27 protein-coding genes are annotated in these 26,263 nt (G+C 56.6%); 15 read left to right on the forward strand and 12 right to left on the reverse strand.

All coding sequences use genetic code 11. The features are described from left to right. Positions 1–54 precede the first annotated feature (54 nt). The 5 genes from IB212_RS10930 to IB212_RS10950 form a co-directional block, all read right to left on the reverse strand. The gene (locus tag IB212_RS10930; protein WP_028013106.1) at positions 55–927 is read right to left on the reverse strand and encodes a manganese catalase family protein; all 873 of its coding nucleotides are present in this window, start codon (positions 925–927) and stop codon (positions 55–57) included. A gap of 17 nt (positions 928–944) precedes the next feature. Beyond that, entirely contained in the window at positions 945–1,451 is a 507-nt protein-coding gene (locus tag IB212_RS10935) for a ferritin-like domain-containing protein (protein WP_028013107.1), read from the reverse strand. Between the two features lie 25 nt (positions 1,452–1,476). Further along, entirely contained in the window at positions 1,477–1,680 is a 204-nt protein-coding gene (locus tag IB212_RS10940; RefSeq protein WP_008502273.1) for a hypothetical protein, read from the reverse strand. A 23-nt stretch (positions 1,681–1,703) separates the two neighbouring features. Next, on the reverse strand, positions 1,704–2,198 hold the full coding sequence (locus IB212_RS10945; RefSeq protein WP_008502272.1) for a ferritin-like domain-containing protein: 495 nt from the start codon (positions 2,196–2,198) through the stop codon (positions 1,704–1,706). A gap of 94 nt (positions 2,199–2,292) precedes the next feature. Continuing rightward, complete coding sequence (locus IB212_RS10950; RefSeq protein WP_004150795.1) at positions 2,293–2,478, reverse strand: general stress protein; 186 nt, start codon at positions 2,476–2,478, stop codon at positions 2,293–2,295. A 506-nt stretch (positions 2,479–2,984) separates the two neighbouring features. On the opposite strand from IB212_RS10950, the gene IB212_RS10955 reads away from it, so the two are divergent. Together IB212_RS10955 and IB212_RS10960 are read left to right on the forward strand one after the other, a co-directional pair. Then, a complete protein-coding gene (locus IB212_RS10955; RefSeq protein ID WP_028013108.1) occupies positions 2,985–4,328 on the forward strand; it encodes a VOC family protein in 1,344 nt (447 codons plus the stop codon). A 43-nt stretch (positions 4,329–4,371) separates the two neighbouring features. Further along, the gene (locus IB212_RS10960; protein WP_188245633.1) at positions 4,372–5,877 is read left to right on the forward strand and encodes a carboxylesterase/lipase family protein; all 1,506 of its coding nucleotides are present in this window, start codon (positions 4,372–4,374) and stop codon (positions 5,875–5,877) included. On the opposite strand, the gene IB212_RS10965 is transcribed toward IB212_RS10960, so the two are convergent. Further along, positions 5,864–6,706: a LysR family transcriptional regulator gene (locus IB212_RS10965; protein WP_048999545.1), complete on the reverse strand. Its 843-nt coding sequence runs from the start codon at positions 6,704–6,706 to the stop codon at positions 5,864–5,866. The genes IB212_RS10960 and IB212_RS10965 overlap by 14 nt on opposite strands. Before the next feature lie 114 nt (positions 6,707–6,820). Here IB212_RS10965 and IB212_RS10970 point away from each other — a divergent pair, with 114 nt between their 5' ends. The 4 genes from IB212_RS10970 to rimL all read left to right on the forward strand — a co-directional run bounded on the left by IB212_RS10970 (position 6,821) and on the right by rimL (position 11,411). Continuing rightward, positions 6,821–7,990: a pyridoxal phosphate-dependent aminotransferase gene (locus IB212_RS10970; protein WP_188245632.1), complete on the forward strand. Its 1,170-nt coding sequence runs from the start codon at positions 6,821–6,823 to the stop codon at positions 7,988–7,990. A gap of 155 nt (positions 7,991–8,145) precedes the next feature. Further along, complete coding sequence (locus tag IB212_RS10975) at positions 8,146–8,919, forward strand: transporter substrate-binding domain-containing protein (RefSeq protein WP_025756391.1); 774 nt, start codon at positions 8,146–8,148, stop codon at positions 8,917–8,919. A 242-nt stretch (positions 8,920–9,161) separates the two neighbouring features. Continuing rightward, positions 9,162–10,817 carry a glucan biosynthesis protein D gene (locus IB212_RS10980; RefSeq protein ID WP_045260490.1) on the forward strand — a complete coding sequence of 552 codons (1,656 nt, stop codon included), beginning with the start codon at positions 9,162–9,164 and terminating at the stop codon, positions 10,815–10,817. A gap of 45 nt (positions 10,818–10,862) precedes the next feature. Beyond that, positions 10,863–11,411: a 50S ribosomal protein L7/L12-serine acetyltransferase gene (gene rimL / locus IB212_RS10985; RefSeq protein ID WP_188245631.1), complete on the forward strand. Its 549-nt coding sequence runs from the start codon at positions 10,863–10,865 to the stop codon at positions 11,409–11,411. Here the strand turns inward: rimL and ydcK are convergent. Beyond that, on the reverse strand, positions 11,406–12,386 hold the full coding sequence (gene ydcK, locus IB212_RS10990) for a YdcK family protein (protein ID WP_188245630.1): 981 nt from the start codon (positions 12,384–12,386) through the stop codon (positions 11,406–11,408). The genes rimL and ydcK overlap by 6 nt on opposite strands. A 122-nt stretch (positions 12,387–12,508) precedes the next feature. Between ydcK and tehA the strand changes: the two genes are divergently transcribed. Continuing rightward, positions 12,509–13,510 carry a dicarboxylate transporter/tellurite-resistance protein TehA gene (gene tehA, locus IB212_RS10995; RefSeq protein ID WP_060571852.1) on the forward strand — a complete coding sequence of 334 codons (1,002 nt, stop codon included), beginning with the start codon at positions 12,509–12,511 and terminating at the stop codon, positions 13,508–13,510. Next, on the forward strand, positions 13,510–14,103 hold the full coding sequence (gene tehB, locus IB212_RS11000; RefSeq protein WP_028013116.1) for a tellurite resistance methyltransferase TehB: 594 nt from the start codon (positions 13,510–13,512) through the stop codon (positions 14,101–14,103). The genes tehA and tehB overlap by 1 nt, the downstream gene beginning before the upstream one ends. Here tehB and pepT read toward each other — a convergent pair. Then, positions 14,100–15,329 (reverse strand): peptidase T, encoded by a 1,230-nt coding sequence (gene pepT / locus IB212_RS11005; protein ID WP_047365200.1) that lies wholly within the window; start codon positions 15,327–15,329, stop codon positions 14,100–14,102. The genes tehB and pepT overlap by 4 nt on opposite strands. A 111-nt stretch (positions 15,330–15,440) precedes the next feature. Between pepT and IB212_RS11010 the strand changes: the two genes are divergently transcribed. Together IB212_RS11010 and IB212_RS11015 are read left to right on the forward strand one after the other, a co-directional pair. Further along, positions 15,441–17,036 carry an ABC transporter substrate-binding protein gene (locus tag IB212_RS11010; RefSeq protein WP_047368531.1) on the forward strand — a complete coding sequence of 532 codons (1,596 nt, stop codon included), beginning with the start codon at positions 15,441–15,443 and terminating at the stop codon, positions 17,034–17,036. 134 nt (positions 17,037–17,170) lie between these two features. Next, positions 17,171–17,845 carry a DUF3313 domain-containing protein gene (locus IB212_RS11015; protein ID WP_041910029.1) on the forward strand — a complete coding sequence of 225 codons (675 nt, stop codon included), beginning with the start codon at positions 17,171–17,173 and terminating at the stop codon, positions 17,843–17,845. Positions 17,846–17,880: 35 nt separating this feature from the next. On the opposite strand, the gene IB212_RS11020 is transcribed toward IB212_RS11015, so the two are convergent. Next, entirely contained in the window at positions 17,881–18,777 is an 897-nt protein-coding gene (locus IB212_RS11020; RefSeq protein WP_188245629.1) for a DMT family transporter, read from the reverse strand. A gap of 174 nt (positions 18,778–18,951) precedes the next feature. On the opposite strand from IB212_RS11020, the gene IB212_RS11025 reads away from it, so the two are divergent. Further along, entirely contained in the window at positions 18,952–19,824 is an 873-nt protein-coding gene (locus tag IB212_RS11025) for a helix-turn-helix transcriptional regulator (protein ID WP_188245628.1), read from the forward strand. Here IB212_RS11025 and IB212_RS11030 read toward each other — a convergent pair. Next, positions 19,798–20,970 (reverse strand): benzoate/H(+) symporter BenE family transporter, encoded by a 1,173-nt coding sequence (locus IB212_RS11030; protein ID WP_188245627.1) that lies wholly within the window; start codon positions 20,968–20,970, stop codon positions 19,798–19,800. The two genes, IB212_RS11025 and IB212_RS11030, sit on opposite strands and share 27 nt — an antisense overlap. A gap of 92 nt (positions 20,971–21,062) precedes the next feature. On the opposite strand from IB212_RS11030, the gene IB212_RS11035 reads away from it, so the two are divergent. Together IB212_RS11035 and IB212_RS11040 are read left to right on the forward strand one after the other, a co-directional pair. Next, positions 21,063–21,590 carry a helix-turn-helix domain-containing protein gene (locus IB212_RS11035; protein ID WP_188245626.1) on the forward strand — a complete coding sequence of 176 codons (528 nt, stop codon included), beginning with the start codon at positions 21,063–21,065 and terminating at the stop codon, positions 21,588–21,590. Positions 21,591–21,670: 80 nt separating this feature from the next. Continuing rightward, the gene (locus IB212_RS11040) at positions 21,671–23,635 is read left to right on the forward strand and encodes a U32 family peptidase (protein WP_048958188.1); all 1,965 of its coding nucleotides are present in this window, start codon (positions 21,671–21,673) and stop codon (positions 23,633–23,635) included. On the opposite strand, the gene IB212_RS11045 is transcribed toward IB212_RS11040, so the two are convergent. Continuing rightward, positions 23,636–23,866 (reverse strand): DUF2554 family protein, encoded by a 231-nt coding sequence (locus IB212_RS11045; RefSeq protein WP_041912011.1) that lies wholly within the window; start codon positions 23,864–23,866, stop codon positions 23,636–23,638. 243 nt (positions 23,867–24,109) lie between these two features. Here IB212_RS11045 and IB212_RS11050 point away from each other — a divergent pair, with 243 nt between their 5' ends. Beyond that, entirely contained in the window at positions 24,110–24,472 is a 363-nt protein-coding gene (locus tag IB212_RS11050) for a hypothetical protein (protein WP_041910018.1), read from the forward strand. Between the two features lie 155 nt (positions 24,473–24,627). Here the strand turns inward: IB212_RS11050 and ftrA are convergent, their stop codons facing one another. After that, complete coding sequence (gene ftrA / locus IB212_RS11055) at positions 24,628–25,635, reverse strand: transcriptional regulator FtrA (protein ID WP_041910016.1); 1,008 nt, start codon at positions 25,633–25,635, stop codon at positions 24,628–24,630. Positions 25,636–25,708: 73 nt separating this feature from the next. Between ftrA and IB212_RS11060 the strand changes: the two genes are divergently transcribed. Next, on the forward strand, positions 25,709–26,122 hold the full coding sequence (locus IB212_RS11060; RefSeq protein ID WP_041910013.1) for a rhodanese-like domain-containing protein: 414 nt from the start codon (positions 25,709–25,711) through the stop codon (positions 26,120–26,122). The last annotated feature ends 141 nt before the right edge of the window (positions 26,123–26,263 follow it).

A 26,263-nucleotide genomic window follows, 5' to 3' on the forward strand; every position in this document is an offset into this window, starting at 1 on the left:
GAAGCGATGGGGCACGAGAATTGCCGGGCAGGTCAGAATGCCCGGCAAAACCGATTACGGTTTACTCTTTCCGGCACCCAGCTCGGCACCGGTCAGCGGGTCGGAATGGGGATCGGACTTGGTGCGGGCAGACATCGCCTTAACCAGGGTTGCCTGTTCAGCTGTGAGCGTCACGCTGGCGCTACCGTCTCCGCCATCAACCGCAGGCTGGGGGGACTCAACGTAATCAAAGTGCTTATCGCTGTTCCAGCTTCCGCGAACCTCTCCACCTTCAGACATATTGTAGTACTTGTTGGTGAATTCCTCGATTGGCGGCAGTTTTCCCGGCGGGAAATTGTTACGAATGGACTGCAGCGCCTTCTCAAAGGAGAGCTGATGCGCCGCCTCACGCGTCATCAGAAACGCCAGCGCATCCTTCACTCCGGGATCGTCAGTGACGTTAATCAGCCGTTCATAAATGATTTTCGCCCTGGCCTCTGCCGCCACGTTCGAGCGCAGATCCGCCGTCGGCTCGCCGATGGTATCGACGTAGGCTGCAGTCCAGGGCACGCCCGCCGAGTTAGTGAGCGGGGTACCGCCGCCGTAGAGGAGGGAGGTGATGTGGCTGTCGTTACCGTTTTCGGTCATGGACCGATACAGTTCAGCCTCATTTTCCACCCCTTCCGCCAGCGCCCCTTTGGCACCTTTGTTCAGCATACCAACCAGCGTACCGATGATTTCGAGGTGGCTTAGCTCCTCGGTGGCGATATCCATCAGCATATCCTTGCGGCCCGGATCGTCATCGCTCAGGCCCTGAGTGAAGTAACGGCAGGCGGCAGCCAGTTCGCCCTGCGGCCCACCAAATTGTTCCAGTAAAAGGTTAGCGAGACCGGGGTTGGGTTCGGCGACGCGAACCGTATATTGCAGCTGTTTGACGTGTCGAAACATAGGCACTCTCCTGTGGATTATTTTTTCGCTTCGACACCGTCTGCGTCTGAACGCAGCAGGAACTGTTCCGTCGTTTGCGGGATATGGCGAATCAGCCAGTCGGCCATTTCGCGCTCTTCTGCGAGGATCGTCTCAATGGCAGGCACAGAGGCGGTATCGCCCGCTTTTTTCGCCGCAGCGAGCAGGGAGGTGTAGCAGGCGATTTCAAACTGTTCGAAGACATAGCCGCTGATCGAGCCCTTAACGATCTCATCGGACGGGAACATACCGCCGATGGATTGACCCAGGGCCGCCATTTTGCTCATCGAGTCTTTTAAGACCGAACGAGAAATATCATTACGGTCGAGGATTTCCTCCAGCAATGTAATTTGCCGTTTTGTCTCATTAATATGTTGCTCAATTCTGGCGCGAACATCAGGATAATTATCAATACGGCTGGCCATGGATTCCAGCATTGATTCGGCTTGCTTTTCCATCGCATGGGCATCGCGTAGCCAGTCATGGTAGTGTTCTACGTGATTCATCATTGTATCCTCATTAAGGGTTCGCTTATTTGGTCTCACTTTCAGCTGCCTGATCGGCACGTGCGGCACTATAGCCAGATAAGTGGCCGACAATATTGGCGTAAATGCTGATGATAATGACCCATAGTACGCTATTCTTCCACCATATTACGGAAGGGATAGCGAGAATGAACCATATTATTGCTGCCGCTAAATGGCACCGTTTAATTGTCCTGGGACTGATGCTCATTTTATTTAACCTGTCTTATCGCGTCATTTCTGCGCTTTTTGGTTAATATTGCCAACGGCCAGGTCGGTGAGTTTAAGGTCGGTCTCTTTCTCTTCTTCCAGCGTTTCGGCAAGAAGTTTAACGGCTTTTTTGTAGCCCAGTTGTTCTGCGAGGGTCGCAAGAGTACCGTAGCTGGCTATTTCGTAATGCTCCACTTTTTGCGCAGCGGCAATTAATGCAGCATCACGCACTTCATTTTTTTCCGTACTTTCGATAACTTCGTTGGCTTCTTCAATTAAGCCCTCCATTGCCACGCACTTCATGCGCTTGAGCTTAATACCGTCTTCCTGTTCGACGATCTGGTCAATACGTTCAATCTGGCCCTGCGTCTCCTCCAGGTGCGCGGTGAAGGCGGCGCTCAGCTTCTCGCTGGAGGCGGCGCGAGCGAGTTTGCTTAACGCTCGGGTAAGTTGTTTTTCAGCGCTGTAGGTATCGGACAGAAGATGAATAAATACATCCTCAACACTTTTCATATTCATATTAATTACGCTCCGGTAAAATAAGGAAAGGGTACTGCGAGCTTTTCAGCCCGCAGCATGCTCTCAGGTTTTATTAAAAGAGTACTAAATAAGATCAGGAGTTATCAGATTTACGGCCTCCGCCGTGACTGTTCTGTCCCCCTTTCTTACCCGCTTCAGATGCGCGTTGCGGATCGTTTTTGAAATTACCACCGCTGTGCTGGCCGCCTTTACGTCCAGCTTCTGATGCTTTTTCACGGTCTTCAGCGAAATTACCGGAACCACCACGATGCTCTGCCATATTAAACCTCATAGTCATATATTGGTTATGTCAGTACGATACGAAAATATTCCGTATCACTCGTCGTTCGAGTAATAACTCTAGTCGCTGTGAGGCATACGTCAAATTCGTTTCGCCATTAGCGGTTGCGTTATATTTAATTATTGCTGCGTTTGCGCTTCGCTTGGCTTGGAAATATGGAAGTGTGGGAAGGACTTGTAAACAAATGTTCAGATTAGTCCTAAGTTTCATTTAAAAATCGGAAGGTTGAGGCCAATAATAATGGCGTAGCAAAAACGAATAATTTGCAAGCGGCGATTTGGGGAAAATTACCCCTTTGGGGCTAGAAAAAATAGCCGCTACGAATCATAAGGAAAATCCTGGAAAAAGATGACGAGGCGCCTGACAGGGGGCGGTAGCACACGGTTTAACCACTGGCGTCTTAAGATCACAAATCGGAAATTCTTCTCCCCGGAAGGAACGGCCTTCTCTACACTCCAGGTAATATTCACTGGAGGCATGACATCATGGCGAACACCATCACGGCTGATGATATTCGGGAACATTTTTCGCAGGCTATGTCGGCGATGTACCAGCAGGAAGTTCCGCAGTACGGCACCTTGCTTGAGCTGGTCGCGGACGTAAACCTGGCGGTTCTGGAAAATAATCCACTATTACATGAACAACTGGCGAACGCCGACGAGCTGGCGCGCCTGAACGTGGAGCGTCACGGGGCGATCCGCGTCGGTACGGCACAAGAGCTTTCCACCCTGCGTCGTATGTTTGCCATCATGGGCATGTTCCCGGTCAGCTATTACGATCTTTCTCAGGCGGGGGTACCGGTCCACTCAACGGCGTTTCGTCCGGTTGACGATGCGGCGCTGTGCCGCAATCCGTTTCGTATCTTTACCTCACTGCTGCGCCTTGAGCTGATTGAAAACGTGGCGTTACGCGAGCGGGCGGCAGAAATTCTCTCTCAGCGGAACATCTTTACGCCGCGCTGTCTGGAACTTATTGACCTCCATGAGTCGGAAGGGCACTTTACCGAAGCGCAGGCGCACGAGTTTGTGCAGGAAGCGTTAGAAACCTTCCGCTGGCACCGTCATGCAACGGTCGACCAGGAGACCTACCTGGCGTTGAGTAACGAGCACCGCCTGATAGCTGACGTGGTCTGCTTCCCGGGGTGCCATATCAACCACCTCACGCCGCGCACGCTGGACATTGACCGGGTGCAGGAGCTAATGCCGAAGTACGGGATTGAGCCCAAAATTCTGATCGAAGGGCCGCCGCGTCGTGAAGTGCCGATCCTGCTGCGTCAGACCAGCTTTAAAGCCCTCGAAGAGCCGGTGCTTTTCGCCGGGGAACATAAAGGCACCCACACCGCGCGCTTCGGTGAAATTGAACAGCGCGGCGTGGCTCTGACCCCGAAAGGCCGTGAACTGTACGATAGCCTGCTGGCCCAGGCCGGAACCGGAAAAGATAACCTCACGCACCAGCTGCATTTGCGGGAGATTTTCAGCGCCTTCCCGGACAGCGAAATGTTCCTGCGCCGTCAGGAGCTGGCGTATTTTCGCTATCGCCTGACCCCGGCGGGAGAGGCCCATCGTCACGCGTTTCGTCCGGGGGATGACCCGCAGCCTCTGATTGAGCGCGGGTGGGTGGTGGCCCAGCCGATAATTTACGAAGATTTCCTTCCGGTCAGCGCGGCGGGGATTTTCCAGTCCAATCTCGGGAATGAAACCCAGGCGCGCAGCCACGGCAATGCCAGCCGCAATGCGTTTGAAGCCGCGCTCGGCTGCCCGGTGTATGACGAATTTACGCTCTACGAGGAGGCGGAAACGCGCAGCAAACAGCGTTGCGGTTTGCTCTGAAATCGTTACTCTTCAGGGGTGTGATGGAAAAAATAAGGTCGTTATGCAAAATCCTTCCGCCCCTGTGGTTGAAACGCGCCAGGGCGCACTGTCTGGTTTAACCGATGAAAACGTTCACCTCTGGCGCGGTATTCCCTATGCCGCACCGCCCGTTGGCGACTGGCGCTGGCGCTCACCCCGGCCGCCGGAACGCTGGGATGGCGTGCGTGCAGCTACCGACTTTTCGCCCTCAAGCTGGCAAAGCAGTGAATATTGTCAGGAGCTGGGCGGAGGCGATCCCGGCCAGTTTTCTGAAGACTGCCTCTATCTGAACGTCTGGTCCCCTATCGACCGTACCGGGCCGCTGCCGGTCATGGTCTGGCTGCACGGGGGCGGGTTTACGATCGGCGCCGGAAGCCTGCCGCCGTATAACGGCAAAGCCCTGGCATCCCGCGGGGTGGTTGTCGTCACGATTAACTACCGTCTCGGCCATCTCGGCTTCTTCGCCCATCCCGCTCTGGAAGGTGAAGAGGAGCGGGTGGTGCATAATTTTGCCCTGCTGGACCAGATCGCCGCGCTCGAATGGGTGCGGGATAATATCGCCGCGTTTGGTGGCGACCCGAATAACGTGACCCTGTTTGGTGAATCCGCCGGCGCGCGCAGCGTGCTGTCTCTGCTGGCCTCGCCGCTGGCGGAAGGACTATTCCATAAGGCGATAGTGCAAAGCGGGTACACTTTGCCGGATACGCCGCGCGCGCAGGCCCTGCAAAAAGGGGAAGCGCTGGCCACCCACTTCGGGCTGGAAAATGCGACGGCAGAGCAGCTGCGCGCGATCCCGCCCGAGGCGTTCTGGCCGCTGACCGCGCCGCTGAACGTCGCCCCGGCCCCTATCGTTGGGGATTGCGTTCTGCCGGAGGCGATGCTGGACGTCTTTTTCGCCGCCCGCCAGCATCCCGTGCCGGTGATGATTGGCTCCAACAGCGATGAAGCCAGCGTGATGGCGGTGTTTGGTGTCGATCTCGCCGGGCAGATCCAGAAGCTTCGCCGGGAGCGCCGCTTCGGGCTGGGGCTCATCAAGCTGCTTTATCCGGGCGTGAAGGGCGACGAGGAGCTCGGCAGGCAGGTGTGCCGCGACATGGCCTTCACCACCATGGGCTACGTGGTGATGCAGGCCCAGCAGCGCGTCGGCGGGCTTTGCTGGCGCTACTGGTTTGACTATGTGGCCGAAGCGGAACACGCCACCTATATCAACGGTGCCTGGCACGGCAATGAGGTGCCGTATGCGTTCGATACCCTCGGGCAGGTGGAGCCTTCGCGCCAGTACGTTAACGAACGGGATCTGGCGTTTGCCGCCCAGGTGGCTGATTACTGGGTGAGCTTTGCGCGCGATGCCGGAACGCATGACAGCCTTCACGGGCCGACGCGCTGGCCCGCCTGCCGCAAAGGGCGGGACGTGCTGTTACGTATTGGTGTGAATAAACATGCAGGTTTCAGGCTTGAAAACCGCTTTATGCGCGCCCGCATGAGCCTCTTCAAGCGCGTAATGAAGCACCACGTCAGCCTCGATTAAGCAAACAGGCGCGAAACGCCGCCAGACCATTCTCCTGACAAGGCGTTTCGCGCAGCACCAGCCGGTAGCTCGCGCCGGTTTTAATGCTGGTCTCATAGGGCCGCATTAGCCTTCCGGCGCGGACATCTTCTGCCACCAGCGTTTCGTCGGCAATGGCTACGCCCAGCCCCTGAATGGCGGCGGTAATGGCGAGATCCATCGTATCGAAGTGTTGATTTTTGTGCATAGCAAAGCCCGGACCTTCCTGATTCGCCAGCCACAGTGACCAGTCTGTTTTATCCCTTGTCGGATGAAGAAACGTCAGCGAACCCAGCGCGGCACCCGCTCGCACGGGGCTGAACACCGGCGTCAGCGCCTCTTCGAACAGCAGATCTCCTGCGCTCATGTGCGTGCCGAAGACGATGGCGGCATCGTAAGATTCGGTTTTGAAATTGACGTTATGATCGGTCGTGGTGGTGAGCGCGATCTGCAGATCCGGCTGCTCGCGCTCCACTTCCAGCAGGCGCGGCACCAGCCAGCGCATCGCGCAGGTGGGGGCCTTGAGGCGGATCACCGTATGCTGGCTGCGGGCCTGGTCGGCCACGCTCAGCAGCTGTTCGAAGGAGGACTGCAGTTCGGGAAGCAGGGCGCTGCCCTGCGGGGAGAGGCGCAACCCGCGCGCGTGGCGCTCAAACAGCGGAAAGCCAAACCAGGCTTCAAGGGAGGCAATCTTACGGCTCACGGCCCCCTGCGTCAGGCAGAGTTCCGCGGCGGCGTGGGTAAGATTCAGATGACGCGCGGTGACTAAAAATGCGTCGATAGCATTGAGCGGGAGCGAACGGCGTGACATTGAAACACCTCAGCTATGCATTTTTCTCATGGCTATTATGACAACAATTCGATTGTCCCGGCAACGAAGTTGTTGTTTGAATAGTTATGCAATATCCATGAGAAGGGAAAGAGGATGACTTTACGAACGCCGGTGCAAACGCGCTCCAAGCTGCCAGACGTGGGGACCACCATTTTTACCGTTATCGGCCAGCTTTCGGCCCAGCATAACGCCATCAACCTTTCTCAGGGGGCACCGAATTTTTCCTGCGACCCGAAGCTGATCGCCGGCGTTACCCGCGCGATGGAGGCAGGGCATAACCAGTATGCATCGATGACCGGCCTGCAGCCGCTCAAAGAACGCATCGCCGATAAGATTGCCGCGCTCTACGGCACGCAGTATCACCCTGCCAGCGAGGTGCTGGTCACCGCCAGCGCCAGCGAAGGGCTCTATTCGGCGATAAGCGGGCTTGTGCACCCTGGCGATGAGGTGATCTACTTTGAGCCGTCGTTTGACAGCTACGCGCCGATTGTTCGTCTGCAGGGGGCAACGCCTGTCGCCATCAAGCTCACGGTGCCGGATTTTGCCGTCAACTGGGATGAGGTCCGTGCGGCAATCACCCCGCGCACGCGCATGATCATCATCAATACGCCGCACAACCCGAGCGGCCAGGTCTTCTCTGCTAATGACCTGCAGCAGCTGGCGGCGCTAACGCGCAATACCGACATCATTATTTTTTCTGACGAAGTGTACGAACACGTCGTGTTTGATGGGGAACCGCACCACGGGATGGCCACGCACCCGCAGCTGGCGGAGCGTAGCGTGATTATTTCTTCTTTCGGAAAAACCTATCACGTCACCGGCTGGCGCGTGGGTTATTGTGTGGCACCCGCAGAGCTGATGGACGAGATATGTAAAGTCCATCAATTTTTGATGTTCTCTGCCGATACGCCAATGCAATACGCGTTTGCAGAACACATGACCGATCCGCAAACCTGGCTGTCGCTGTCGGCGTTTTACCAGCGTAAGCGCGATCTGCTGCACGGCCTGCTGGCCGATTCGCCGTTTACCCTGCTGCCGAGCGCCGGGTCGTTCTTTATGCTGGCGGACTACAGCCAGTTCAGCGACGAGCGCGACAGCGAGCTGGTGAAGCGGCTGATTGTTGAGTACGGTGTTGCCACCATTCCGCTGTCGGCGTTTTATGCCGACGGCACGGATAATAAATTGATTCGCCTCTCTTTTGCGAAAGATGAGGCGACGTTACGGGCAGGTGCTCAAGCCCTGTGTCAGGTTAAACCACGCTGAGCCTATCCCATTAGGCTATTTTATTCGCCATTTTGGCACCGGGCAGTGCTCGAAATCCTCACGTACTACATGTACGTTCCGGTTTCTGTGCGCTGTCCGGTACCAAACTGTCTTCAACAATTACGCCTACTGGGATAGGCTCTGAGGAGTATGAGATGAAATTACGCGCGTTAGTTGTCGGCATGGGATTGCTGTGTACCTTTTCCTCCTTCGCGGCCACCGAGCTGCGTTATGGTCTGGAAGCGGAATATCCGCCGTTTGAAAGCCGTAATGCGGCAGGCGAACTGGAAGGGTTTGACGTTGAGCTGGGAAATGCCATCTGCAAAGCGGCAGCGCTGAAGTGCAGCTGGGTCGAAACCTCGTTTGACGCGCTGATCCCGGGGCTGGTGGCGAAGAAGTTTGACGCCATCAATTCGGCGATGAATATCACCGAACAGCGCCGCAAGAGCATCGATTTTACCCAGCCGATCTACCGCATTCCGTCTCAGCTGGTGGGCAAGGCCGGTACGGCGGTCGAAGCAACGCCTGAAGGGCTGAAGGGGAAAACCATCGGCGTGCTGCAGGGGTCGATTCAGGAAACCTATGCCAAAGAGCACTGGGAAAAGCAGGGTGTCACCGTGGTGTCGTATAAAGATCAGAATATGGCCTGGGGCGACCTGCTGAATGGCCGCATTGATGCCTCGCTGGTCATGTCCGCGGCCGGGCAGGCGGGTTTCCTCAGCAAGCCGCAGGGAAAAGGGTTTGGCTTCATCGGCAAACCGGTGTCTGACGACACTATCCTCGGCAGTGGGATCGGCTTTGGGTTGCGCAAAGGTGACGAGGCCACCAAAAAGCAGCTTGATGCCGCCATTGATAAAGTACGTGCCGACGGCACGATCGCCAAACTCGCTGATAAGTACTTCCCGGGTATCGATGTCAGCGTAAAATAACCGCCTCATTGGCCCCGTCAGCTGATGTCCTGACGGGGCATTTTTCTACACATTTTCCAGGCTTTCTTTACACCACTTTCGGGCCGTTCTGGTCGACAGAAAATATTTCTCACTTTGTTCAGATAATCACCGGCAAACAATTGGATTCTTAACCATTTTTGTTTAGGCTGTGCGTTCTTTCTTGCCGTCATTTCGCCGAGCGCGAAACACATTCACACGACCATAAGGACGTTTTTCCAGGCATGAATCGCAGACGTTTTCTAAAAGGCTCGCTGGCTGTGGCAGCCCTGAGCGGCACCTCCGGCCTTGCTTCCCTGTTTTCCAAAGCGGCATATGCGGCTGACTCTGACATCGCTGACGGTCAGAGCCGTCGGTTTGACTTCTCCGTACTGCAATCCATGGCGCATGACCTGGCGAAAACCCCGTGGGGTGGCGCGCCGCGTCCGTTGCCGGAGACGCTGGCGACCATGACGCCGCAGGCGTATAACGCCATCCGCTACGATGAAAAACAGTCTCTGTGGAACAACATTGAAGGGCGTCAGCTGGACGTGCAGTTCTTCCATATGGGAATGGGGTTCCGCCGCCGCGTGCGGATGTTCTCGCTGGACCAGTCTACCTCTATGGCGCGCGAGATCCACTTCCGCCCTGAGCTGTTCAGCTACGGTGACACGGGCGTCGATACCAAACAGCTGGAAGGGCAAAGCGATCTCGGCTTTGCGGGCTTCCGCGCCTTTAAAGCGCCTGAGCTGGCGCGCCGCGATATCGTCTCTTTCCTCGGGGCGAGCTATTTCCGTGCGGTGGACGATACCTACCAGTACGGGCTTTCCGCGCGCGGTCTGGCGGTAGATACCTTTACCGACACCCCGGAAGAGTTCCCTGACTTCACCTCCTTCTGGTTTGAAACCGTCAAGCCGGGTGACACCACCTTTACCGTCTATACGCTGCTGGACAGCCCGAGCGTCACCGGTGCCTATAAATTCGTGATCCACTGCGAGAAGAGCCAGGTGATCATGGAGGTGGAAAACCATCTCTACGCGCGTAAGGACATTAAGCAGCTGGGCATCGCGCCGATGACCAGCATGTTCAGCTGCGGCAACAACGAACGCCGCATGTGCGACACCATTCACCCGCAAATCCACGACTCCGACCGCCTGGCAATGTGGCGCGGCAACGGGGAGTGGATCTGCCGTCCGCTCAATAACCCGCAGAAGCTGCAGTTTAATGCCTATCTGGACAAAAACCCGAAAGGGTTCGGCCTGCTGCAGCTCGATCGCGATTTTTCCCACTATCAGGACGTGATGGGCTGGTATAACAAGCGCCCGAGCCTGTGGGTTGAGCCGCGCAACGACTGGGGGAAAGGATCTATCGCGCTGATGGAGATCCCAACCACCGGTGAAACGCTGGATAACGTGGTCTGCTTCTGGCAGCCGGAAAAACCGGTGAAAGCGGGCGACGAGCTGGACTTTAAATATCGTCTCTACTGGAGCGCGCAGCCGCCGGTGCGTTCCCCGCTGGCCAACGTTTACGCGACCCGCACCGGCATGGGCGGATTCCCGGAGGGCTGGGCGCCGGGCGAACACTATCCGAAAGTGTGGGCCCGTCGCTTTGCGATTGATTTCGTCGGCGGTGACCTGAAGGCCGCCGCGCCGAAGGGCATCGAGCCGGTGATTACGCTCTCCAGCGGTGAAGCGAAGCAGGTTGAGATCCTTTACGTTGAGCCGTTTGACGGGTATCGCATTCTGTTTGACTGGTACCCAACGTCGGATTCGACGGAGCCGGTGGATATGCGCCTGTTCCTGCGCTGCCAGGGCGATGCCATCAGCGAAACCTGGCTGTATCAGTATTTCCCGCCAGCGCCGGATAAACGTCATTACGTTGATGACCGGGTAATGCGTTAACGATCGATTCCCTCTCCCACAGGGAGAGGGTTAGGGTGAGGGGCAATGACCGCAACACAATCCGAAACTATTCCCGTATCTGACGCGCTCGAGCTTCGCGCCGTCGAAGAGCGCTACACCGCCGAACTGCATAACCTCGTCGTCAAAAACAGAGCCTATCTGCAAACCGCCTTTGACTGGGCGCAGCACGTGGGAAATGAAGATGACACCCGACGCAACGTGCAGAGTAACCAGATGCTGCACCAGCGCGGCTACGCCAAAATGTTTTTGATCTTCAGGGAGGATGCGCTGGTCGGCGTACTGTCGTTTAATGCGATTGAGCCTGCCAACAAAGCCGCGTACATCGGCTACTGGCTGGATGAAGCACATCAGGGGCAGGGGGTCCTCTCGCAGTCGCTGCAGGCGTTCATGCGCTACTACGCTGAGCGCGGTGAGATCCGCCGATTTGTGATCAAGTGTCGGGTGGCGAATCAGCACAGCAACAGCGTGGCCCTGCGCAACGGTTTCACGCTGGAAGGGTGCCTGCGGGAAGCGGAATACCTCAATGGCGCCTATGACGATGTGAACATCTACGGCAAAATTTATACCCTATAGCGCCCCCAGCAGCGGCGTGCGGGTGATGCGCTGGTCGCCGTTGATCACCTTTTCACCGCGCAGGTGAATGCTCTCACCAGCAAAGGCCTCTATCACCGCATCGTCGGTGATTTCTACCCGATGCTCAATCAGCACGTCGCCGCTGATCCGCGCGCGTCCCTGAATCACCACTTTATCATCCAGCATGATCGGCCCGCCGCGCAGCCATGCCTGACCGCCGATCAGGACGTGGTGCTTGATGATGCAGTTTCCTTCCACCACGGCGTTCTCGGCAATCTGAGAGCTGTAGCGCACGGTAGGGATGGCGTCATCGTCGAAACCGGCTATTACGCGGGCGTTGCCGTACACTTTGGCGCAGTCGCACACCCAGACGTTGTTGAGTTCGTTACCTTCGAGGATCGCGCAGTCGAACACTTCGGCGCGGTGCTCAACAAACGCGTTATTCACCATCGCCTCGCCGTATATTTGTGCCTGATGCACAATGCGCGATCGGCTTACCGTCGCCTTGCCGTAGATTTGCAGGATCTGGTCGTGGTCCGGCGTGAGGCCTTTAGCGGCACTGATGACGCTGTTGTGCAGCACGCGCGCGTCGCCGTAGAGATGGCACTCACCCCGCACGCAGGAGTGCTGAATAGTGACGTTGTCACTTATTCGCGCCCCGTGGCTGACCTCTGCGGCGTCAAGCCAGCAGTTATCGCCGATATGCGCATCATGGCTGACGGTGCACGGCAGGGTCAGGCGCGCGTTGCCGGACACGGTTGCGCCAGCGAATACCACGCTGTTTTCATCGTAGATCCAGCAGTCTCCGTCCTGCGCAAGGGCGCGCTCATCGTCAATCCAGCCGCCTTTCGTGCCGGCCTTCACATCGTTAAAGTCCACCGTAGCGATAATCTGCCGCAGCGTCGTTGAGTGGGATGTTTCGCCATTTTTCCATTGCCAGAGCCGGGTTTCATCGCTGAGCCGATACTTATTCATCGTGGGGTCCCTGATATGCGTCTTCACTAAACGTAGCAAACTTTCGGCTTTCCGTTGTGCTGGCATCCGTTGCTGAAACCCCTTAAAATGGCATTTAAAATACATTTTAAAAATTCAAATTAATGGATAAATTAAACAAACCTGAACAGGCGCTTAACCTTCCCGCAGGCTATTTTGGCATGGTGCTGGGCATCATCGGCATGGGTTTCGCCTGGCGATACGCCAGCACCCTGTGGCCGGTGACGCGCTGGCCGGGTGAGATTCTGGTCGCTCTCGCAGTTGCCTGCTGGTTTTTACTGACGACGGCGTTTATTACCCGTGCGATCCGTTTCCCGCACAGCGTGCTGGCAGAGATGCGCCACCCGGTGATGAGCAGCTTCGTCAGCCTTTTTCCGGCCACCACCATGCTGGTCGCCATCGGTTTTGTGCCCTGGTTCCGCCCGGTATCGCTGGCGCTGTTCGGCGTGGGCGTGATGTTACAGCTTGCTTATTCCGCCTGGCAAAGCGCCGGGCTCTGGCGAGGCAGGCACCCGCAGGAGGCCACCACGCCCGGATTGTATCTGCCGACGGTGGCGAATAATTTCATCAGCGCGATGGCGTGCGGTGCTCTGGGGTTCAACGATGCAGGGCTCGTTTTTCTCGGCGCGGGCGTCTTTTCCTGGCTCAGCCTGGAGCCGGTGATCCTCCAGCGTCTTCGCAGCGCCGGGGAGCTTCCCACCGCGCAGCGCACCGCTTTAGGCATTCAGCTGGCGCCCGCGCTGGTGGCGTGCAGCGCCTGGTTTAGCGTCAACGGTGGGGAAGCCGACACCTTCGCCAAAATGCTGTTCGGCTACGGCCTGTTGCAGTTGCTCTTTATGCTGCGCCTGCTGCCGTGGTATGTGTCTCAGCCGTTTAACGCCTCCTTCTGGAGTTTCTCGTTTGGCGTGTCGGCTCTGGCTACCACCGGGCTGCATCTGGGTCACGGCAGTTCGTCTGGATTCTTCCACGCCATTGCCGTGCCGCTGTTTATCTTTACCAATCTCATCATTGGGATGCTGTTGGTCCGTACGTTTATTCTGCTGATTCAGGGCAAACTTCTGGTGCGCACTGATAAGGCACTGCTTATGCAATCTGAGGAAAAATAATGGCTGTCGATGAAAATTACTTCACAGAGAAATATGGCTTAACCCGTACGCATTCAGAGGTGCTGTACAGCGCGGGGATCGTAAAGCCCGGCAAGACATTGGATCTGGGCTGCGGAAATGGCCGCAACAGCCTTTACCTGGCGGCCAACGGCCACGAGGTGACCGCCTGGGATAAAAACCCGATGAGCGTTGATAACATTGAGCGCATCAAGGCGGCAGAAGGGATTGAGAATCTGCACACTGCCGTCAAAGATCTTAACAGCCTGAGCTTTGACGGCGAGTACGACTTTATTCTCTCCACCGTGGTGCTGATGTTCCTGGAGGCGAAAACCATTCCGGGCCTTATCGCCAACATGCAGCGCTGCACCAAACCCGGCGGCTACAACCTGATCGTTGCCGCGATGGACACGGCGGATTACCCGTGCACCGTCGGCTTCCCGTTTGCGTTCAAAAGCGGTGAGCTGAGCAGCTACTACGAAGGCTGGGAGCTGCTGAAATACAACGAAGAGGTTGGCGAACTGCACCGCACCGATGAAAACGGCAACCGCATCAAGCTGCGCTTTGCCACTATGCTGGCGCGCAAGCCCGCTTAACGGGCGGCCAGCAGGCAGATCTGCAGGGCAGTCTTGTAAGACGCCTCGAACGACGACAGCGGCAGGAACTCAAACTTCGAGTGGAAATTATGCGCGCCGGTGAAGAAGTTCGGGGTGAGTAGCCCTTTTGCCGACAGCGCCGCACCGTCCGTGCCGCCGCGCATAGGGATCGGCTTTGGGGTGATGCCGAGCGATTCCATCGCCTCAAACATCAGGTCGATGGCGCGCCGGTCTTCACCAATCGCATTGCTGATGTTGCTGTAGGTATCTTCAATGCGATAGTCGACCTTCGCCGTCGGGTGTTGGGCGGCAATCAGCGCGGCGACGTCCGCAATCTGCTGCTTGCGGGCGTCAAAGCTGGCTTTATCAAAATCGCGAATATTAGCCTTTAGCACGGCGTCGTTCTGTCCGGCCTGAATGCCGTTAAACCAGATATAGCCTTCGCGGCCCTCGGTGCACTCCGGGGTTTGCTGGCGGTCGAAATGGCTGATGAAGTCGGTTGCCATCAATAACGGGTTCACCAGTACCCCTTTGGCGGACATCGGGTGCGCCGTCACGCCGGTGAAGTGGATCTCTGCCGCTGCCGCGTTAAAATTCTCGTAAACAATTTCTCCCAGCTCGCAGCAGTCAATGGTCCAGGCAAAGTCCACGTCGAAGCGTTTCAGATCCAGCGCCTTGGCGCCGTTCAGGCCAATCTCTTCGTCGGGCACAAACGCGACCACAATGTCGCCATGCTGATGCTCAGCGGTGAGGTTTTCCAGTACGGTCATTACCACCGTCACCGCCGCTTTATTGTCTGCGCCCAATACGCTGGTACCGTCGCTGAAAATAATCTCCTCATTCGGATAAGCCAGAATTTCCGGGTGCTCGTTCACGCGCAGCCAGATGTCTTTTTCCTTATTCAGGCAGAGATCTTCACCATTAAACGTTAATATTTGCGGATGAATATTCGGTGATAAACCGACGTCAACGGTATCAATGTGGGTAATAAAGCCGATGCGCGGCGCGCCGGGCACGTTGCCTTTTTTCACTGCCGTCACGGTCGCGAATTCGTCAATCACGATGTCGTCTAACCCCAGCTGCGCCAGCTCCTGCGCCAGCTCTCGCGCCATGTCGTGCTGGCCCGGCGTCGAGGGCAGAGTTTTCACTTTCGGATCGCTCTGGCTGGTAATCGCAAGATAGCGGAAAAAACGGTGCGTTAATTGTCTGGAAAGCGGCGAGCCCATAGTGTTTTCTTCCTTATTTATTTTTCGGGTGTTTGCCACTTCACTTTAATGTTATTTATGAAATGGCAAAAGAATTAATTAGCCGTCGAATTAAAAAGACAGGAATAAATGATGACAAGCAAACGCACAACGTTAACGCTGGCACTCGCTGCGCTCACGGTCAGTTCCACCGTAGCCGCGAAAACGCTGGTGTATTGCTCCGAAGGGTCACCGGAAAACTTTAATCCCCAGTTATACACCTCGGGCACCAGCGTGGATGCCAGCGCAGTGCCGGTCTACAACCGGCTGGTCGATTTCAAACCCGGCACCACGGAGCTGGTGCCGAGCCTGGCAGAGCGCTGGGAGGTGAGCGACGACGGTAAGGTTTATACCTTCCATCTGCGTAAAGGGGTGAAGTTTCAGAGCAATAAATTCTTCACGCCGACCCGCGATTTTAACGCCGATGACGTGATCTTCTCGTTTATGCGCCAGAAGGACGTTAACCATCCCTATCACAACGTCTCAAACGGCAGCTATTCCAACTTCGAAAGCCTGGAGTTTGGCAGCCTGATTACCGCTATTGATAAAGTCGATGACCACACGGTGCGCTTTACCCTGGCGCACCCTGAAGCGCCGTTTGTTGCGGATCTGGCATGGTATTTTGCCTCGATCCTCTCCGCGGAGTATGCCGATGCAATGTTGAAAGCGGGCACGCCGGAGAAGGTGGATATGCAGCCCATTGGCACCGGGCCGTTTAAGCTGGCGCAGTATCAGAAGGATTCCCGCATTCTGTTTACGGCGTTTGCCGACTACTGGCAGGGGAAATCAAAGCTGGACAGGCTGGTCTTTACCATCACCCCGGATCCTTCCGTGCGTTTTGCCAAAATTGAGAAAAACGAATGCCAGGTGATGCCGTTCCCGAACCCGGCGGATCTGCCGCGCATGAAGGCCAATAAAGATATTACGCTGATGAGCAAGGCCGGGCTGAACACGGGTTTCCTGGCGTTTAATACCCAAAAGCCGCCGCTGGATAACGTGAAGGTTCGCCAGGCGCTGGCGATGGCGATCAATAAGCCGGCCATTATCGACGCGGTGTTCCACGGCACCGGCACCGCGGCGAAAAACCTGCTGCCGCCGGGCGTCTGGAGCGCTGACAGCGAGCTGAAGGATTACGATTACGATCCTGAAAAAGCCAAAGCGTTGCTGAAAGAGGCCGGTTTAGCCGGCGGCATGAGTATTGACCTGTGGGCGATGCCCGTCCAGCGGCCCTATAACCCGAACGCCAGACGGATGGCGGAGATGATTCAGGCTGACTGGGCGAAGGTGGGGGTGCAGACCAAAATTGTCACCTACGAATGGGGCGAATATCTCAAGCGCGTGAAGGACGGTGAACATCAGGCTGCCCTGATGGGCTGGACGACCGCAACGGGCGACCCGGATAACTTCTTTGGCCCGCTGTTTACCTGCACCTCGGCCAACGGCGGTTCGAATTCGGCGAAGTGGTGCTATAAGCCGTTTGATAAAATTATCGCGGAAGCAAAATCAACTACCGATCGCGACAAGCGCGTAGCGCTGTATAAAGAGGCGCAGCAGATCATGCATGACCAGATGCCGGCGGTCATGATTGCGCATTCAACGATCTTCGAACCGGTGCGCAAAGAGGTGACAGGTTACGAAATCGATCCGTTTGGCAAACATTTGTTCTGGCAGGTGGATATTAATCAGTAATTTTCTATGCCCGGTACGCTGCCGGGCACTCTTTTCGCAATTTGTGCTCCCCACGTCATTTTTTGTCACAACAAACCCGCCGAACTTTTGCTATAACTTCAAATGCATACTTGCAGATTACATGGAAAACTATCATGCGTACTCAAACTTTTTTTAAAGTTGCAGTGCTTACGGGTTTATTGGCAGTGGCGGGCTGTTCTTCAAAAGTCGCGGCTCCAGAACAATATTCAGGCTTTTTAAAAGATTATTCCGGCTTGCAGCAGACGACGTCTGCAACGGGTAAACCAACGCTGCGTTGGGTTGACCCTTCTTATAACGAAGCCAACTATGACAGCATTATCTGGACGCCGATTACCTATTATCCAGCGCCAAAACCAACCACTCAGATTGGTAAAAGAACGCTTGATGAGCTGCTGGATTACACCAATAACAAAATGAAAACGGCTATTGGTACCCGTAAGCCGATTGTGACCACACCGGGTAAACACAGCCTGATTTTCCGCGGTGCTATTACCGGGGTGAGTTCGCAGAAAGAAGGCCTGCAGTTCTATGAAGTGGTGCCGGTCGCGCTGGTGGTAGCAGGTACGCAGATGGCAACCGGCCATCGCACCATGGATACCCATCTCTACTTTGAAGGTGAGCTGATCGACGCGGCCACCAATAAACCGGTGATGAAGGTGGTTCGTAAAGGTGAAGGTAAAGAGCTGAATAACGAAAGCACGCCGATGACCTTTGCGACGCTGAAGCAGGTTGTTGACGACATGGCGACGGACGCCACCATGTTTGACGTGCATAAAACAGCGAAATAACGTTAAGCGGCCTGCATTGCGCAGGCCGTTTTTTTTTACGCCGTACGCAGGCGCCTGAACCAGGTCTCTGGTTTCGTGAACATCACCATATTCCCGCCCAGAATCAGCAGCAAACCGGCGATACCGTTAATGTGCCAGACGTAGCCTTCATACACCGTTGAGATAGAGAGCGCCACCAGCGGGAAGAGCAGCGTACTGTAGGCCGCTTTCCCGGGGCCTATGCGTCCCACCAGCGTGAAGTAGGCGCCAAAGGCAATCACCGAGCCGAAGAGTGCCAGATAGAGCAGCGCGCCCATGTAGGTGACCGTCCATTCCGGGGTAAAACTGTCGCCTCTGAAGAGCGCAATAACCCCCATCACCAGCGTGCCGTAAAGCATAGCCCAGGCGTTGGTGGTCATGGTTTCCAGACCTCTGCGCTGATGGCGCATGCTGATCATATTGCCCAGCGAGAAGCCGTACGTGCCGAGGGCGGAAAGGCCAATGCCCGTCAGGAGCGATACGCTCCAGCCGCTGGCCAGCAGGTCGTCCCAGAAAAGGGTCACGATCCCCACAAGACCCAGCGCCGCCGCCGTCCAGAAACGCGCGGGCGGGCGCTGTCCAAAGAAAATAAAACAGTTAATGGCGTTGTAGAGCACCGCCATGGAGAAGATAACCGATTCCAGCCCGGTGTTGATGTGTGCCGCCGCGGTATAAAAACACCAGAAGTTAAAGCAGAAGACGCAGCATCCCTGAAGCATGCAGAACAGATGATCCCGCAGCGCCAGCTTACGCAACCGGCGCAGGGCAAGTAACACCACCATCATCGTGGCGCTGGCCACCGCGAAACGCCAGAAAATAGAGACGGGGGCGGGTACGGGACCCTGCTGCAGGAAAATGGCAATCCAGGTGGTTCCCCAGATGATCACCACCAGTCCGTATAATAACGCGTTCATATTTTTTCTCTTCTCAAACCACGGAAGCCCGCAGTATGGCGCTGTCCTCGGTCTGGGGCTTTCACCGGCTTGCGCTAGACTTGCAAAATCTTGCGCTTTTTTTTTTTCCGGGGGCTGGCAACGGGGGACAACAGTTCTTAGACTGACAGTTCACTCAATAACGCGCTAACGGTTATGTCTCACGCTTACGATACCTTTGAAACGCTTCGCCAGCAGAATGCGGTCCTTCGGGAAACGGTCGCGCTCAATTCCGGCATTCAGCTGGCGGCGTGGTACAACAAGCACGATACGATAACGGTTAAAAGCAATCATCATACCCTTAGTCTGTACGTCGCCGACGGTTACGAAAGCTATCAAAAGACGCCGGGCGGCTGGAAGAACGGCGGGGGACCGGACCGTTTCTGTCTGATGCCGAAAGAGAGCGAATCGACGTGGGACATCCGCGATGACCTGTCGTTTGTCCATCTCTACTGCACCGATGAACACCTGCGCGATGTGGGCGAAAAAATCTGGGACAGGCGGCCCCTGTCGCTGACTCTGGACGAGCGCATTTTTGGCAGCGACCCGAAGATCACCGCGCTGTACCGCCAGTTTCTGCTCGGCTGCGACTGGCAGCAGCAGGCCAACCAGCTCACCCTGAGCACGGCCTCTACGCTGCTGTTGACCCACCTGCTGCAAAACTACGCCAACGTTCAGTGGAAGCTCCCGGTCGTTACCGGCGGGCTATCGCCGTTTGTTCTGCGCAACGTGCTGGCATTTATTGAAGAAAACCTCGGACAGCCCCTGACGCTGGCCGATCTGGCGGCGCAGGCCGCACTCAGCGAATACCATTTTGCCCGCATGTTCCGCCAGTCGACGGGGCTGGCGCCGCATCAGTACGTTATGCAACGGCGCATGGAAAAAGCGAAAAACCTGGTGCAGCATACCTCGACGCCGCTGACGGATATCGCGCTGGCCTGCGGGTTTAACTCCGCCAGCCACTTCAGTAACCGTTTTCGCAGCGTCATGGGCATCACGCCGTCACAGCTGCGCGCGGCGAGCGCGTGAAAACAGGGCATAGCTTAAGCCGCCCAGCACCAGCCCCCAGAATGCCGAGCCGATGCCCAGGAGCGTGACGCCGCTTGCGGTCATCAGAAACGTGACGATAGCCGCGTCGCGCTCCGCTTCATGATTCAGCGCCTGATATAAACTCCCGCTGATGGTACCCAGCAGCGCCAGACCGGCCAGCGTCTGGATCCAACTGAGCGGCAGCGCAGCCATTATCCCGGTGATGGATCCGCCGAACACTCCCGCCAGCAGATAAAACCCGCCGGCCGCGATGGCCGCCAGCCAGCGTTTACCGGCATCGGGGTGGGCATCCGGGCTTTGACAGATAGCGGCGGTAATGGCGGCTATGCAGATGGAAAAGACGCCGAAGGGGGAAAGCAGCAGCGCCAGCCCGCCCGTAAAAATAATGAGCGGTGAGACCGCCAGCGGATAGCCGGACGCTTTCATGGTCGCGAAACCGGGCGCATTTTGCGAGGCCATGGTCACCAGGAAGAAGGGCAAGCCGATGCTCACCAGGCTGGTGAAGGTGAACGTGGGCGCAATAAACTCAGGTGTCACGAAGGAAATGGTGATTTTATCCGTGACAACGTCACCTCCTGCCCACGCCACGATCCCGCCCACCAGCAGCGTGACGACGATCGCATAGCGCGGTGCCAGCGCTTTCGCCAGCAGCCACGCGGCAATCATGCTGCCGCACAGCAGAAAGTGCCCGTCCAGATGGGCAAACGCATGCAGCCCAAACTGCAGGAGTACGCCTGCCAGCATGGCCGCAGCCAGTGAGTGTGGGATCAGCTTCATCAGGCGGGCGAAAAGCCCGGTCATGCCGCAGAGTAAAATGAGCGCGTTGGCGAAGATAAACAGGCCGATTGTCTCGGCAAGCGTCACGCCGTGCAGGCTAGTGGCGAGCAGCGCCGCGCCGGGCGTAGACCAGGCGGTCAGCACCGGAGCTTTATACCACCAGGAGAGCGCCAGCGTGCTGACGCCCATCCCAACCCCCAGCGCGGTCATCCAGCCCGCAATCTGCTGCGCGCTGGCGCCTGCCGCCGCGGCGGCCTGCCAGATGATGGCTGCCGAACTGGCGTAACCGACCAGAACGGCGACAAATCCAGCCATTACGACTGGAACGAGATGAGAGGTAGGGCGCATAGATACTCCGCTGTGCGTTATAACGTCCGCGATAAGTTAACACTGTGCGCTATAGCGTACAAGTGGTATGCTCAGGGCCATCAGGAGGGAGCATGGACATTACACAACATCTTGCAGCAACGCTGAAAACGCTGCGCCAGGCGCGCGGCTGGAGTTTGTCGAAGCTGGCGGACGAAACGGGCGTGTCGAAAGCGATGCTCGGGCAAATCGAGCGCAATGAGTCCAGCCCGACGGTGTCGACGCTGTGGAAAATTGCCACCGGGCTGAACGTCCCGTTTTCCGCTTTCATTACGCCAGAGGCGGACAGGCCAGCTGTGTTTGATTCACAGCAGCAGGCGATGGTGGTCAAACCGCTCTTTCCCTGGGATGAGACGCTCCGGTTCGATCATTTCTCCATCACGCTGGCACCGGGTGCCCTGAGCGAGTCCACGCCGCATGAGGCAGGCGTGATTGAACATGTGGTGGTCATCAGCGGCGAGCTGGAGATGAACATCAACGACAAGTGGCAGACGGTGCATGCCGATTCTGGCGTCCGTTTTGCCGGCGATAAACCGCACGCCTACCGCAACAGCAGCGACAGGCCGGTGCATTTTCACTCTCTGATCCATTATCCCCGCTGAGGCTACGCAAAACTGTTTCGCTGGCGCATACTTCTGACTACAATAGCCGCCATTTTGACCATAACGGATAACGACGAAGTATGCGCCTGCAATCCCATCATCTTGAACTTTTAAGCCCGGCCCGCGACGCCGCCATTGCCCGTGAAGCGATCCTTCATGGCGCTGACGCCGTCTACATCGGCGGCCCTGGCTTCGGTGCCCGCCATAACGCCAGCAACAGCCTGCGCGATATTGCCGATCTGGTGCCGTTCGCCCACCGTTTCGGGGCGAAAGTGTTCGTGACCCTGAACACCATTCTTCATGATGATGAGCTGGAACCCGCGCAGCGTCTGATTACCGATCTCTACCAGACCGGCGTCGATGCCCTGATTGTTCAGGACATGGGCGTGCTTGAGCTGGATATTCCGCCTATCGAACTGCATGCCAGCACCCAGTGCGATATCCGCACGGTTGAGAAGGCGAAGTTTCTCTCCGACGTGGGCTTTTCGCAGATCGTTCTGGCCCGCGAGCTGAACCTCAATCAGATCCGCGATATTCACCAGGCAACCGACGCGACGATCGAATTCTTTATCCACGGCGCGCTGTGCGTGGCCTATTCCGGCCAGTGCAACATCTCCCACGCGCAGACGGGCCGCAGCGCCAACCGCGGCGACTGCTCGCAGGCCTGCCGTCTGCCGTATACCCTGAAAGACGACCAGGGTCGCGTGGTGGCGTTCGAAAAACACCTGCTTTCCATGAAGGATAACGATCAGACCGCCAACCTGGGCGCGCTGATCGACGCGGGCGTGCGTTCCTTTAAGATTGAAGGGCGCTACAAAGATATGAGCTACGTGAAGAACATCACCGCGCACTATCGCCAGATGCTGGACGCCATCATCGAAGATCGCGGTGACCTGGCGCGCGCCTCGGCCGGTCGTACCGAACATTTCTTTATTCCGTCAACGGACAAAACCTTCCACCGCGGCAGCACGGACTATTTCGTGAACGCCCGCAAAGGGGATATCGGCGCGTTTGACTCACCGAAGTTTATCGGTTTACCGGTCGGTGAAGTGCTGAAAGTGGCGAAAGATCACCTGGACGTTGAAGTGACCGAGCCGCTGGCGAACGGCGACGGCCTTAACGTAATGATTAAGCGTGAAGTGGTGGGCTTCCGCGCCAACACGGTCGAAAAAACCGGCGAGAACCGCTACCGCGTCTGGCCGAATGAAATGCCTGCCGATCTCTACAAGGCAAGGCCGAACGCGCCGCTCAACCGTAACCTGGATCATAACTGGCAGCAGGCGTTGCTGAAAACCTCCAGCGAGCGTCGCATCGCGGTGGACATTGAGCTGGGCGGCTGGGAAGAGCAGCTGATCCTGACCATGACCTGCGAAGACGGCATCAGCGTAACGCATACCCTTGATGGCCTGTTCGAGGTGGCAAACAACGCGGATAAAGCGCTTAACAGCCTGAAGGACGGCGTAGCGAAGCTGGGCCAGACGATTTACTACGCGCGCGCCATCGAGGTTAATCTGCCGGACGCGCTGTTCGTGCCGAACAGCCTGCTGAACCAGTTCCGCCGCGAAACGGCAGAGATGCTGGATGCCGCACGCCTGGCGCAGTATCCGCGCGGCAGCCGTAAGGCCGAATCCGTTCCTGCGCCTGTGTATCCGGACACCCATTTATCGTTCCTGGCCAACGTTTACAACCATAAAGCGCGTGAATTTTATCATCGCCACGGCGTGCAGCTTATCGACGCGGCCTATGAAGCGCACGAAGAGAAGGGCGATGTGCCGGTGATGATCACCAAGCACTGCCTGCGCTTTGCTTTTAACCTGTGCCCGAAACAGGCGAAAGGGAATATTAAAAGCTGGAAGGCCACCCCCATGCAGCTGGTCAACGGCGACGAAGTCCTGACCCTGAAGTTTGACTGCCGTCCTTGTGAAATGCATGTTATCGGCAAAATGAAAAACCACATTTTCAAAATGCCACCGCCGGGCAGCATCGTTGCGTCCGTGAGCCCGGACGATCTGATGAAAACCCTTCCGAAACGCAAGGGCAGTTAATTACCTTACGTGCGTGTCCGGTTTGCGCGATTTCTGCCACAGGTGGTGTTCGCGCAAACCCTCCGCTGACTCTTCCGCTGCACTGCGTAACTCGTCACTGTCGGCCTCATGCCGCAGCTGATGATCCACATTCTTTACCCAAACATATTCATGCCCTTTGTGCCCGGCCATCAGCTGGCCGGAAAACAGCGCACAAATAAGCATGACGAGAGATAACCCTTTTTTCACCATGGTTTCACCGCTGAATAACATTGCGGGAATAAGCATGCCGATTATTTCTTCTCGTTATTATTCAATAATTCAAAGTACGGCAAAGAAAGTGTCAAATACTGTAGGATCGGAATTCTTCTTAAGAAATATCCTAAAAACGAATTACGCGTTGTAAACTACCTGTTCTGGTACGGAAACAGACATTTACTTTAAGGATAATCCTATATAATAGAGGTTCTCTGGCTAAGGAATGAGTCTAAATAAATGAAAAAAATAATCGCACTTGCGCTCCTCGTGGCTGCCGTTGGGGCTACCGCAGGATTTCGCTATATCGGTAATGACGAACCAGAATATATTCAGTCCGCTGAAATTCGCGTTGGTTCCTATTTAACCAGCGACTATGGACGCGTAGCCTGCACTAGTAAAAGAGTAAATGAACAGCGCTGGGAATTAGACTGCACCCATCCGGCACGGGGAAAAACATTCCAGTTTGCGGTATATCCCTCTGAAAAGGCTCCCTATGGCGTATCGCGATCGTTTTATCTCGAGGCCCTTAACGATGATGCCAGGCAGAGCGCTGAGCAGGGCCTGATGCGCTATTTACAAATCAACACCAGCGCGAGTTAATCAGGCTGTTTAGCTTTCGTTGAGACAGCCAGTGTTAGTTTGTATGAGATCCGCTGCCCGACCATGGAGCGTCGGGGACGTAGAGACCAAAATACAAATCTATCCATGCAAGCATTTACCGCCAGATAATGGCGGTTTTTTTTGCGCTTTTGCCGCTAGCGGGCAGTATCAGAACGTGAAAATTGTTTGCGATACTGAGCCGGGGAAAGCGCGAACTGCTGACGAAAATGATGACGCAGCGTCGACGCCTGACCAAACCCGGTCTGTTCCGCGATGCTGTCGATGCTTAAACGGCTGCTCTCCAGATAATCTTTTGCTCTCAGCAGGCGCTCATTGAGCAGCCAGCGTGCGGGCGTCGTGCCCGTTGCCGCCTCGAAGCGACGAAGAAAGGTGCGCTGGCTCATGCCGACCCGACGCGCCAGCGAATCGACGCTGTGCGGCTCGATAAGGTGCGTGTGCAGAAAATCAAACAGCTGGCCCAGGCGCTGGCTCTCACGCAGCTGCGCCACCGGGCGGCTCAGCTGCTGCGGCTGTGAACCATCCCGGTGAGGGGGGATCACCAGCCGACGCGCCACGCTGTTGGCGGTTTCCATGCCATAGTCCCGCCGGACGACGTGCAGACAGAGATCGATCCCCGCCGCGCTGCCCGCGGAGGTCAGGATATCGCCCTCATCCTGGTAGAGCACATCCTCAACCACCTCGATGTCAGGGTAGCGGACCTTAAGCGCGTCAATGTAGCGCCAGTGCGTCGTGGCTTTACGTCCGTTCAGCAGCCCCGTAGCGGCCAGCACGAACACGCCCGAGCAGATGGACAGCAGCTGACATCCGCGCGCGCTGGCCTGGCGCAGCGCCTCGCAGAGCGCCGGAGGAACCGGTGGGTCCAGCCCCCGCCAGCCGGGAACCACGATCAGGTCCGCCGACGCAAGCAGGCTCAAGTCCCCATCGGTAACGATGCGGATCCCGCCGGTCGCCCGCAGTTCGCCGCTATCCACGCTCGCCACCGCAAAACGATACCAGTCGTCGCCCAGCTCCGGACGCGGCAGGCCAAAAATCTCAACCGCCACGCCAAACTCAAAGGTACATAGCCCGTCATATGCCAGCACCACCACCTGCGGGCGGGTAACCTGTCTTAAGTTTGTCATCTTTTTGCTGTTTTCTGGCATAAGCGAGCGCATTCACGGGCTGAATTTGTGGATAGAGTAGTGTTAACACAAACGCCAAAGATGAGGAAGGATCATGAGCTATGTTACTGAATTTCCGGCTGCCGAGCCGCAGGAAGCCGTTACCCATTTTCTGCGTCGCCTGAGCGTCGAAACCGACTGCGCCGACGTGCATCACGCCATCGCCAATAATGAGCAGGACTTCGTGCTGCTGCATGTGGTGGGGAGCCCGGAGCAGTTTGCCCGCCGCCATGTGCCGGGCGCTCTGCATATGCCGTGGAGCCAGATGACCGCTGAGCGCATGGCCCAATGGCCGGAAGGTACGCTGTTTGTCGTCTACTGTGCGGGGCCACACTGTAACGGCGCGGACAGGGCGGCGCTGAAGCTGGCGCGTCTCGGGCTGCCGGTCAAAATCATGCTCGGCGGCATCACCGGCTGGGAAGATGAACGCTACGCCTTTGCCAGCCAGGCCCACGCTGACGCGCTGTGAAGATGAATTTTTTTCAACACCCGTGAAATTTTCTCGTTTGCCGGAAACGGTAAGGTATGACATCTTTTTTGGACATTTAGACATCCAGAAGTCTAAAGATTCAAATGATGAATTATCACTGCGGGCAATTAATACCGGCAG

Source organism: Enterobacter sp. E12, from assembly GCF_014596715.2.
GTDB classification, from domain to species: Bacteria; Pseudomonadota; Gammaproteobacteria; order Enterobacterales; family Enterobacteriaceae; genus Enterobacter; species Enterobacter bugandensis.